Source organism: Paraglaciecola sp. IT1134 (assembly GCF_058068185.1).
In genome coordinates this window covers 3528349-3539868 of the sequence record NZ_CM176486.1, presented here as the reverse complement: position 1 = coordinate 3539868, position 11520 = coordinate 3528349, and the positions used below count along the sequence as shown (strand labels likewise).

Here is an 11520-nt window from a genome sequence, read left to right as displayed (position 1 = left end):
AAATTTCACTCACCATTTTTAAAACAATGCTGAACTAAAATTCGCTCGCAGTTTACGCGAGCAACAGGCATGCCTCTCATTTTTTTAAGATCGCCAGGATCTGATTGTTGGTATCTCGTGATCGCTGCATGAAAACTAATGCATTGTAATGTATGAAGTTTTTAACTTGAGTCGGGTCCGGCTTTATGGGGTTATCTTTGGATGTCATGGGGTTTAGGGGAAATTTGTTTACAGACTAAACAAATATGTATTTTGTGGATTCTTGCTTAAGCGCTGTTCATAGTTTATATATTTTGCTCACCTTTTCGCCAGGTTGGACGCAATTGAAGGTGATAAAAACATGAAATCACTAAAAATCATATGAACAAATTTAGATTTCTCCTCACTAGAAGTAAAAAAAGGAAAAAGGATATTTTATGACTCATTTGCGTTTGAAATTACTCTGTCTTTCAGTAGGTATGGCCTTAACGCCAGCTTACGGCACAAACTTGACCCTTAGCCCCGAAAACCAACCTACAAATGTGAAAAGCGTAGCCAGTAACGGCCAGTGGAGCAAAACCACAAACACCGGGACGACAGGCGATAAAGTTTACATCGTAGAGTTTACCGATCCTCCTGTTGCAACGTATGACGGCGGCATTCGAGGTTATAAAGCAACCAGTAATAAATCCACCGGTGCAAAAAAGCTTAATACTAACAGTAAAGAGAGCAAGGCTTACCGCAAATACCTGAAGAAAAATCAGGAAGATTTTGTTAATCAGGTGGGTGCACAAGACAAAGTGAAATTCGACTATCAATATGTATTTAATGGTGTGGCTATGACCATGTCTGCCACAGAAGCTAAAGCGTTGGAGTCTCAACCAGAAGTTAAGCGGGTTTATCTCGAACATATTGAAACACCCGACACCGATGCCGGTCCTAAGTGGATTAATGCTGATTCTATTTGGGGAGGAACTCCTAACAATGTTCCGCATTCCCAAGGCGCGGGCATTGTGGTGGCAGTATTGGATACCGGGATCAATCATGCCAATAGTTCATTTGCTGATGTGGGCGGTGACGGTTACGATCACAGCAACCCTTTGGGCACCGGTAATTATGTCGCCGGCAGCTATTGTGATACCCAGGATCCAAGCTTTTGTAATGACAAATTAATTGGTGCATGGTCTTTTGTGCCAGCTGACAGCCAATATCCAGTGCCTGAAGATAGCGATGGACACGGCTCTCATACGGCTAGTACAGTGGCCGGTAATATTAATTCCACAGCAACAGTTATCGCCCCTACCACTGCGTTGACCCGTTCGATTTCTGGTGTTGCGCCCCATGCAAATATCATCGCATACGATGTATGTACTGCAGGTTGCCCGGGCTCTGCCTTGCTCGCTGCTATAAACCAGGTGGTGGTGGATGCAGCTAACCTGCCCGATGGGATCCATGCGTTGAATTACTCCATCTCTGGCGGAACCAACCCCTATACTGATGCGGTAGAAATTGGCTTTTTGAACGCTACCGCTGCGGGTGTTTACGTATCTGCTTCAGCCGGTAACAGCGGTCCTGGCGCTTCTACAATGGGTCATCAATCGCCTTGGGTATCAACCACAGGCGCAAGTACGCATAATCGTACTCTTGCCAATAGCCTGCAGGGTATGCAAAGTGATCAAGCTTCATTGCCAGATATCACCAGTGTGGGCTTTACCTCAGGATATGGACCGGCACCGATCGTTTATGCTGGTGATCATCCCACCGCCAATGGCTCGCAAAATGATGGTGATCCAGCCCAGTGCCTGGATCCCTTCCCAGCCGGACATTTTAGCGGTGAAATCGTAGTCTGTGATCGGGGAACTATTGCACGCACCGCCAAAGGACAGAATGTTCTTGCCGGTGGCGCTGGCGGATTTGTGTTGGCTAACCTTGCTGGCAATGGTGAAAGTGTCACCGGGGATGCGCACTTTTTACCTGCTGTGCATCTGGGCGTGACCGCGGGAGATACGCTTAAATCCTGGATTGCGGCAAATACCAATACTGAAGCCGCTATTTCTGGTTTCGAAGTAGTAGTAGATGACAGCTTGGGTGATGTTATGGCCGGTTTCAGTTCGCGAGGCCCCAACAGTGCACTTGATATTATTAAGCCTGATATGACCGCCCCGGGGGTAGACATTTTAGCCGCACTAAGTGCAGTTAATTCGGCTGACCCTGACGTGTATGGATTCCTTAGCGGTACATCGATGTCAAGCCCGCATAATGCCGGCGCCGCTGCAATCGTTTCTGCGGCGCAACCCGGATGGTCACCCTATGCCGTAAGATCGGCGATGATGATGTCCAGTTCCACGGCCAATGTACTTAAAGAAGATGGTGTCACTTCTGCAGATCCCTTTGATATGGGCGCAGGGCGTATTGATCTTGCCCGTGCCATCGAAGTTGATTTGGTATTGGACGAAACGCCTACGAACTTCTGGAATGCTAACCCTGACACAGGCGGCGACCCTAAAACATTGAACATCGCCAGTATGCAGGATGGTACATGTGTGGGAAGTTGTCAGTGGACTCGTACCTTCACCAATACTGCCGGGCATACGGTACATGTTGATCTTAGTGCCAGTAGTTCTGGTGATGCTAATTTCGTTGTTTCCCCTGCCAGCCTGAAGCTCAAGGCAGGTAAAACGGCAAGCTTCACCGTGAATGCTGATACGACCGCTGCAACCGGTTGGAATTTTGGCCAGGTGAATATAGCCCGTAAAGGCAACGGCCCAGATTTGCATATGCCCATTGCGGCCAATGCGGTCACTAGCACAGATGCCGCTGTTTTTACCAAAACAGTCGATCAAGCCAATGCCGATAACGGTGACATTCTGACTTACGCGATTAATATCACCAATGGCCAGCTAAGCGGTAACATAGATTTGACCGATAATCTTCCAACAGGTGTCACTGCTGTAGCGGGCTCCGAGACAGCCAATGTGGTTGGCGGTACGACCATCTCACCGCTGGCTATTAGTGGCAATAACGTCAGTTGGACAGGTACCCTGGATGTAGGCTCCATAGCCGTGACTGAGTCACCTTCTCCCTTTGGTTTATTCCCACTGGCTAGTTTAGGTGTTACACCTGAAGGTTGCCCATCTGACTGTGATGACGGCGCTTTTAGCTTTAATGTGCCAGCGTTTAACTACAACGGGCAGATGTATAGCCAAGTTATTATGTCAGTTAACGGTACCCTGGAAGTAGGTGCGGCCAGTGGTAGTGCGGCCAGTGCCAGCATAGATAAGTTACCCAGCGTTACGCCGCCTAATAACCTGTTGGCCCCCTTGTGGACCGATTTAAATATGAACGATGGTGGTAATATGTATGTCGGCGTACTTAATGCTGGTCCTAATCAGTTTACGGTCTATGAATGGAGTAACATTCCTCAATTTGGCACGGGCAATACCGAGCAATACACCTTCCAAATTTGGGTGCTAAATGGTAGCGCTGGTGGTATCTGGTTTGTCTATGGTGCCTTGGGGGATCTGAGCTATGCGTCTGTAGGGGCCGAAAATGAAGATGGTAGCACGGGTTCTTCGTACTACTTCTCTGGCGATGGCTCAGGCACTGCTCCAGGTGCAGACTTGGCCGTGACTGCCGTGCAAGGTGGTTCTGCAAGCTTTACTTTCCAGGCTGAAGTGTCTGGTTGTAGTAATGGCGAGGTGCTGGTCAACGAAGCGGAAATTAGCGCCGATGATAATGCCCATGAAAGAGCTATTGCGGTGACCAAATGTAATTAGTAGGACGAGTGATTACTAAAGGGCTCTTCGGAGCCCTTTTTATTGTTTACTGGAAAATTTGGAATGTCATTTTGTAATGACATGGGTAATTTGACCACCTAACCTGAGTGATAAGTTTTGCCCCCATACCAATAGGCATAAATAAATGAACACTCAGTTAGCATTTAAAAGGGCTTAATGCCCGGCTTAAGCAAAAGGCAGCCTAATATCAGCAGATTGATACGTCCTTATAAGTTAAACCGCTGGTATCCCCAGGATCGCCAGAGCTCTAAAGTGAAAAAAGTGGCGGTTCCAAATACGACAGTACTTAATTCTCTGTAGGCAGGGGTGTGTTATCTGTATTTTCCTTTTCAGTCATCCCGGGTTTTTCGATGGGTTTGTCTTTGGCCACAGGATTTACCGCAGATATTAAGGCTTTGTTTTGCGCTTTGCTCAGTGGATAAATACGGCTGATATTGCATTTGAATGCGTGATCATCTGGGGTGTAAACCGAATCGAACCCTGTGCTTAAACTATTTGGAATGCGGGAATAGATGAGTAAGGTAGGTGAAAAATCCAGATCATTGCAGCGCGTGAATAATTTGATCAAATAAGGTCTAAAGGGAGACGTACGCAGGATCAGATATTGATCGCTTAATGAAGTCCAGCTATCCATATTAAAAGCACTGATGGTACTGCGCGGTTCGAGTTTTTCAGAAGCAATAAAACTTTCGATAATGGTCGATTTTTCTGTGTCAGATAATCGCTGGGACGCACACCCGGCTAAGGCGATGAGCGCAAGGGCCAGTAACATAATGTTTTTCATATTCTCTCCTTGGATATAAAAATGATGAGTTGTTTGAGTTTGATCCACATTAGGCTATTTTGTTTCGTTAAAGATGCTTAAATTACACTTTATTATATTTGGCGCACTGAAATGCGACAACAAAATGACGGCTTTAGGTAGGTTAAACAGATGTTGAACTTCAGCCAAAAATTGACTGGTCAACAGGCCTAAAGTATTGCTAGTATTGAAAAAATAAAAAACAAAGCGGTGAATAAAGTGGGCGGGCGTAAGCTGGCTTACATACGGTGTTCGCGCTACTAATTCTTCAATGAATACTTTATCAAGGAATGTTATGAAAGGATTTATAGGTTTATTATCAGTTTTACTTTGCTGCTCGTGTGCAACGGTTAAAACCTTAGATCCGCCGCGCAATCACATCAACATTTCTCACCAAGGTAAAAAAAGTTACTGCGATGAAATCCCCAGGATCTACAGTGGTCTTTCATATAATTTTTGCCTGATGTACGGCGAGCCTAGCCGAACCGTGAATCTTGGTGATTCGTTTAATGGTGTGCCATTCGTTTTCCTGGATACGGTTTTTTCTGCTGCGACCGATACCCTTGTTTTACCTTATACACTCGTGACTCAGGCGAAAAAAGGCTCGATTAAAGTAAATTAAGCTACAACTGGCTGAGCTTCGCGCCCTAGCATAGCCACCTTTGACGGGTGAAAGGTATTGGGGGGCCCCAGCCAAGCCCTCGAACCTTGACTAACCCGAGAATATGCTCAACATTAGGTGGGATCGCCACTTGGATAGGGTTGTTCTGGCAAAATGGACGTTACGTCTGGTTCGGCTTAATTCGCGGATGGCCTTTGAGTTTTCTGCCTTAGCACAAGCCTTTAATAACACTGACTGTCACATACAACTCAAACAACACAGGCACCAGCGGGTAGCGTAACAACAGGATAAAATCAAATCGGGCAATCTGCATAGCCGGGAATGAATAGTAGGCTATCAAGCTGGAAATACTGTAAACAAAGATCAGCTTCCAGTCTTTTTGGCCGCCTGATCTTAACACCAACAGCCAATACAGCCGCGGCAATAACACAAAATAACCGATACTGGCTACTATCACAGGTGTACTGGCCTAGCCAGCGTCCACTGCATCTGGAGCAATTGAAAGCCCAGGGCGTAACACACTATGGCCGTGACCATATACAACAATCTTTTTCTTATGACGGCCCACATTGGTTATTTCTTTATCAAACCACGCCAATGCAGTGGTCATACTGATAAGGTGCAACTGACAAAAGTTGCGCACAGAAGGCATTTTAACGCTCACGGCGTTTTGCCCCCGTTCAATCTGGTGGATCACGTGTTTTGCTATTAAAATATTTTTCACCACACTACTCATCTGTTATCTGGTCGGGTAAAACATAAACATAAACTAATGGGATTATCATAAACAGGGAAACCAATATGCAATATTGCAAGCAAACCAATGAGACGATACTTCAAGCGTTATCTGAACAGTTTCGTGCATTTCATCAGACGTTGAATAGCCGAGACGTGGCCAGCCAACGCACAAGCCCTGTGGTAACCAGACTTTCAGAAACCGGAATGTCATTTAAAGCGTTAGATACATTGATCAGTGACGAGGTACGGCCTCATTTATCGGCCAGTAACGGCGGGCGCTACTGGGGATTTGTCACGGGCGGCGCTAATCCTGTGGCTACTTACGCAGACTGGTTGGTGACAACTTTTAATCAAAACGTTGCCAAAGGCGGAGATTCTATTGCCTCTGAAATTGAACGGCAAACCTTGAATTGGCTTTGCGAGCTTTTTGCATTGCCCCAGTCATTTAACGGCATTTTCACCACAGGTGCGACAGCCGCGAACGTGTTGGCGGCCTTTACCGCTCGCCAGTACGCTGGGCAGCAGCAAGGCATAGATGTAGCAAAATCCGGCATGGCTGGGTTAGATGTAGACATTTTCAGCGCCACGCCTCATGCCAGTATGATTAAGAGTTTGGGTTTTGCTGGATTTGGTCAAAATAGCTGGCAGAAAATCGCCTGCAATTCTAATGACGAAACAATGGACATTCGCGCCTTAGAAGCGGCACTGGCAGGCAGTAACTCACCCAGTAAAGTGGTTATCGCCAGCGCCGCAACGGTTACAGGAACGGACTTCGATGACCTCGACGCTATCGCTGCAGTGTGCAAAAAATATCAGGCTTGGCTGCATGTTGACGCGGCGTTTGGTATATTTGAGCGTTTACTGAGCAAAAACGAGTGGAAAACTCGTGGTATTGAGCATGCCAACAGTATCACGCTAGATTGCCATAAGTGGCTTAATGTACCCTATGACTGTGGAGTGTTTTTAACCCAACATATGGGCCTTTTAGAGTCATGTTGTGAAGTGAGTGCGCCGTATTTAGCCAACGCGGAAAGTTCCCTTTCCTACATGTCCTTGGGCATTGAGAACTCCCGTCGTTTTCGCGCCTTCCCTGTATGGGCAACGTTATTGGCTTATGGTAAACAAGGCGTAACGGACAACATAAAATCGAATATGCGGCAGGCAAGAATGTTATCTGATTGGATAACCCAGTCAGATAAATATGTGTTGCTCAAACCCTGCGAGCTTAACGTTGTGCTGTTTAAACCAAATACATCTGTGGTAGGGATTACGACTGATGAGTGCTTGACTACACTTAATGCATCCGGTCAAGTATTTTTGACTCCGGGTGTCTGGCAAGGAGAACCAATTATTCGTGCTGCATTGAGTAACTGGGCGACCAGCGATGAGGATGTTCAGCAGGTGATCACCGCGTTGGATCAGCTATAGCAGAACCTGTGGGATCCGATACCTGAGGTGTCCCCACAAATAATTTTGAGAAACAATTAGATAGATAAGAGTCAGAGTGCATTTATGGCATTTGGTGATCAGATCTATTGATAAACAAAACTAATCGGTAAACAGCATGAATGTCGGCACTATCTTGAATAATACTCTATCGCTTGTCACCCCCAGTATGCATAAAGTTCACTATCAAGCACCGAAGGAATGTGTGCACAGCCTACTCCATGGCGGCGTTGCCAGCATTACCGGCATGGGACGGGGAATAATTCTGAAGCCTATGGAAAACATAACATTAAACGCGTCGACAGGCAGTGCTCTAATCCACATCTGCTGATTGGATCGGATTGCATTTATTCTGTAATATGTTACCTGTTTGGTCGCATATCATCCCGCCCGATCATATTAGTGGAATGATCAGATTTAGATGAATAAAGGGCCATTTTTTGCTTCGGGCTTCGTTGGCATTTGATGGGCGCTATTAATATTGTAGGTATGTGAGGGGGTCATTAAATACCGCCATTTGATAAACGCAGGTCACGTAAAAACGTTATATACTGCTGGCGTTAATCTAGACCTAAAAGATCCTGATAGGGATCAACAACGAGTGTAATTATGGCTATAGCTATTTCCCCGTCCAAGCTGAGCCTACCGCAGCACAATCCCGGTGTAACGACTGTTCTAGAGTTTCTAATTCTCAAGTTCCCCGCTATAACCAGTGATGTTTGGCAACAACGTATGGCTGATAGCAAGGTTCATTGGCATGACGGGCGTAAAATCTGTGCACAAACCCCTTATGCAGCCCAGCAACGGGTTTATTATTATCGCGAAGTTGCAATGGAGCCGGTTATCCCTTTTGTAGAGAAAATCATTTTTCAGGACGAGTTGATCTTGGTGGCATACAAGCCGCATTTTCTACCGGTCATGCCAGGCGGTGGTTTTGTTGAAGAATGCCTGCAAAATCGCTTGCGTAATAAAAGTGGTAATCAGCAACTGCAAGCGGTGCATCGTATCGATAACGGCACCGCAGGCTTGGTATTATTTTCGGTTAGTCCCGATTCACGTGCACATTACCACCGTTTATTCGAAACCCATCAAGTCAGCAAAACCTATCAGGCCATCGCCAGCACAAATGGCAATGTACCTATGCACAACCAGCAATGGGAAATTAAAAATCGTTTGGAGAAATCACAGCCAAGATTTTTGATGCGGATTGTAGAAGGACTGGCCAACAGCCATTCCCGCATTCGTTGCCTGAAACGTTCAGCCGACAAAGCACTATTTGAACTGCACCCCATAACCGGCAAAACCCACCAACTGCGCTTGCATATGCAAAGTCTTGGCTGGCCGTTATTACACGATACCTACTACCCAGAATTACAGCCAAGTCAGCCAGATGATTACACAAAACCCCTGCAGCTATTGGCACAGCAACTGCAATTTATTGACCCCATAACCCAACAACCTAGATGCTTTTCTAGCAATACCGAACTTAAATTGGATTAAGGGGCATACCCAGTGTGTGCTCTAACATCTGCTGGTGTATTTATCACGGATATCCATGTGATTCATCTCTCAGCCGACTTTATATTCTCGGTCATTTTACATGATTGCTTATAATACGTGCTCTGTGGAGCCGTTATTTATATGTTGACGGACTATATACTACCGCCAGACAATGTAAGCGACAAAACCCAACCAGCTTAGCGCCAACAAGATCCATGGTAGATATTTCATACGAATGTTTTTGGGTGCCACTTCCACGGTTTCGGTACTTTTATTTTCACGTTGTTTTATCTTTTGTTTACGCTGTTTATCTATTACACGTAACTTAATACCCTGCTGTTTCTTATATTCAGCAATACCCGTTTGAATACCTTGGGCAATCAACTTGGTTTGCTCTTTAGTTTGACCAATTTTTTGCCTTCCTTTGGCCATTTTCATCGCTTGAGCTTCAACTTCTGGTGATACTTTATTTTTCATCATTGAACTTAACTTATTAAAACAGCTAATGAATATTAGCAGCATATAGACATATTTATGACAGGTACTTTTTAACTACTTAGCACCTTAAATAAATAGGGTGGTTGCTAATTTCAGTATCGCCACGCTAAATCCCAGCAAAAATAAAAGCGTTACACCCAGCATGTATTCCTTAGCCGACTCTATACTCCGGGGTTTTCTGCATGAATACTTATATTGCGTGTTCTGTGGGGCCGTTATTTTTATGTTGGCTGTTTATGTAATTAATTTTCTTAACATAGTGATTCCACTCTTTTTTATAGTCTCTTTAAAACTTTACTGGATTAAACGGTAAATTGCTTGGTGATAGCCTCTAGGTGATTTGCTAACTGTGCTAACTCGTCACTGGCAGAGGCTAATTTATTTGAGCTACTTGATGCATCTTCTGAACGCGAGTAAATATCATCCACATTTTGACTAATGGCATTGGCTACGGTTTGCTGCTCTCCCGTTGCTAGGGCAATCTGATCATTCATTTCGGTAATGGTTTTAATCGTGTCGTTTATTAAATCGAGGCTCTTTCCTGCTTCGTTGGCAGTGTTGACACTTGCCGATGCCTGCTCTTTGCCTTTTGTCATTACCTCTACCGCAGAGCGAGCGGCATGTTGTAATTGTTCAATAGTCGTCTGGATTTCTTCGGTAGATTGTTGTGTTCTTGAGGCTAATGTTCTGACTTCATCCGCGACTACGGCAAAACCGCGGCCTTGCTCGCCTGCTCTGGCGGCTTCTATCGCAGCGTTTAAGGCCAGTAAGTTGGTTTGATCGGCAATGCCTTTAATTACATCCAACACTGCTCCCACTTGGCTGGAATCGGCCTCAAGCTTTTGCACCACATCTGCGGTGTCTTCAACGTTGGTCGCCAACTTCTGAATATTATTGACGGTTTGGTTGACAATTTTTTGCCCATCCCGGGCGGCATCTTTAGCCGTAGAGGCGGCTTTAGCTGCTTCAGACGCACTCTTTGCTACTTCTGCCACACTGTAGGTCATTTCGTCGACCGCTGATTTTGCTTCTGTTGCAGCTCCTTGTTGCAGTGAAATAGTTTGATTAGTGTCGGCTGTGAGTTGGTTCAGGCTCTGAGCCAGTTCAGAGAGCGGTAGAGATGAATCAACGACATCCTTGACCACCGCTTGTAGCTTCTGCATAAATTGGTTAAACCAGTTTACCAATTCGCCAATTTCGTCTTGATTGCGGGACTCAATACGTACCGTGAGGTCGCCATCTTCTTGGGCAATGTCACGTAGTGAATCAACTACCCGCACGATACTGTTTGTTATACCTGAAACTATAGGAATTGCGATTGCAAATAACAAAATAGAGATGATGATGCCCATCACAATCCCTATTGTGATGTTAGATTCAGCGGATTCGTTAACCAGTGCAATATTTTCCTTGAACAGAGCCAATCTTGTATCACTGAATTGACTTAGCGTATTGGTTGCCTCTTGGTAGTAACCGTTCATTTCTTCAGATAGTTCAGCAAGTTTACTGAAGTCCGCTGTATCATTTACCAATGAGTCAGACACATCATAGGCAATGTCAAAATAATCGTTGAATTTATTCAATATTGCTTCGACTTCCGTGCTTAGCATCGGAGTAATGGTAATTAGCTGAGTAAGTTCGTTTCTGGTCATCTCGGCAAATTCACTAGCGGTGTCCAGCAAGTCTTCGTCGCCTGTAGTTGCGGCACTAGCCAGGTTATCTTTCACTTTTTCCATATATACCACGGCCTTACTTGATGCCTGTACGGCCGGAAACTCTACGTCTTTTGCATTATTTAGCAGTTCAACATTTTGGAACGAAGAAACAGTGGTGATGGTTAAGTAAAGGAGAAACCCAAGTATTGCTATTATGGGAATGAGGAATATTTTGTGGGCTATTTTTAATCTTGAGAAAAAATTCACTTACAGATCCTTACTTATCATTCATAACATATTAACTAATATCGGAATTATCCTCGAAACCGTTAATTTAACTATTATACTTTAGGCGAATTAAATTTTGCACGGCAATGACCTTGGCTTCGGCATTGACATTAAATTTGTCGTACATTTTCTCAAATTAAAGGGCTTGCGGTGGCCGCGTTAAGGGAAATTAATTGTTGGGTTGTGATCTTATTG

Annotated in this window: 9 protein-coding genes; 4 read left to right on the top strand and 5 right to left on the bottom strand. The window is 45.0% G+C overall.

What is annotated here, in order from left to right:
* The first annotated feature begins 416 nt into the window (after window positions 1-416).
* Complete coding sequence (locus AC3RV5_RS15415) at window positions 417-3755, top strand: S8 family serine peptidase (protein ID WP_489728495.1); 3339 nt, start codon at window positions 417-419, stop codon at window positions 3753-3755.
* A gap of 307 nt (window positions 3756-4062) precedes the next feature.
* On the opposite strand, the gene AC3RV5_RS15410 is transcribed toward AC3RV5_RS15415, so the two are convergent.
* Window positions 4063-4560 carry a DUF6491 family protein gene (locus AC3RV5_RS15410; protein WP_489728494.1) on the bottom strand — a complete coding sequence of 166 codons (498 nt, stop codon included), beginning with the start codon at window positions 4558-4560 and terminating at the stop codon, window positions 4063-4065.
* 313 nt (window positions 4561-4873) lie between these two features.
* Here AC3RV5_RS15410 and AC3RV5_RS15405 point away from each other — a divergent pair, with 313 nt between their 5' ends.
* The gene (locus AC3RV5_RS15405) at window positions 4874-5200 is read left to right on the top strand and encodes a YceK/YidQ family lipoprotein (RefSeq protein WP_489728493.1); all 327 of its coding nucleotides are present in this window, start codon (window positions 4874-4876) and stop codon (window positions 5198-5200) included.
* Between the two features lie 208 nt (window positions 5201-5408).
* Here the strand turns inward: AC3RV5_RS15405 and AC3RV5_RS15400 are convergent, their stop codons facing one another.
* Window positions 5409-5657: a hypothetical protein gene (locus AC3RV5_RS15400; RefSeq protein WP_489728492.1), complete on the bottom strand. Its 249-nt coding sequence runs from the start codon at window positions 5655-5657 to the stop codon at window positions 5409-5411.
* Window positions 5658-5669: 12 nt separating this feature from the next.
* Window positions 5670-5924, bottom strand: coding sequence for a hypothetical protein (locus AC3RV5_RS15395; protein WP_489728491.1), 255 nt, complete (start codon window positions 5922-5924; stop codon window positions 5670-5672).
* Window positions 5925-6001: 77 nt separating this feature from the next.
* Here AC3RV5_RS15395 and AC3RV5_RS15390 point away from each other — a divergent pair, with 77 nt between their 5' ends.
* The gene (locus tag AC3RV5_RS15390; protein WP_489728490.1) at window positions 6002-7366 is read left to right on the top strand and encodes a pyridoxal phosphate-dependent decarboxylase family protein; all 1365 of its coding nucleotides are present in this window, start codon (window positions 6002-6004) and stop codon (window positions 7364-7366) included.
* Window positions 7367-7993: 627 nt separating this feature from the next.
* Window positions 7994-8884, top strand: coding sequence for a pseudouridine synthase (locus tag AC3RV5_RS15385; RefSeq protein ID WP_489728489.1), 891 nt, complete (start codon window positions 7994-7996; stop codon window positions 8882-8884).
* A 159-nt stretch (window positions 8885-9043) separates the two neighbouring features.
* On the opposite strand, the gene AC3RV5_RS15380 is transcribed toward AC3RV5_RS15385, so the two are convergent.
* Together AC3RV5_RS15380 and AC3RV5_RS15375 are read right to left on the bottom strand one after the other, a co-directional pair.
* A complete protein-coding gene (locus AC3RV5_RS15380) occupies window positions 9044-9361 on the bottom strand; it encodes a DUF2956 domain-containing protein (protein ID WP_489732176.1) in 318 nt (105 codons plus the stop codon).
* 323 nt (window positions 9362-9684) lie between these two features.
* Entirely contained in the window at window positions 9685-11304 is a 1620-nt protein-coding gene (locus AC3RV5_RS15375) for a methyl-accepting chemotaxis protein (RefSeq protein WP_489728488.1), read from the bottom strand.
* Between the last annotated feature and the right edge of the window lie 216 nt (window positions 11305-11520).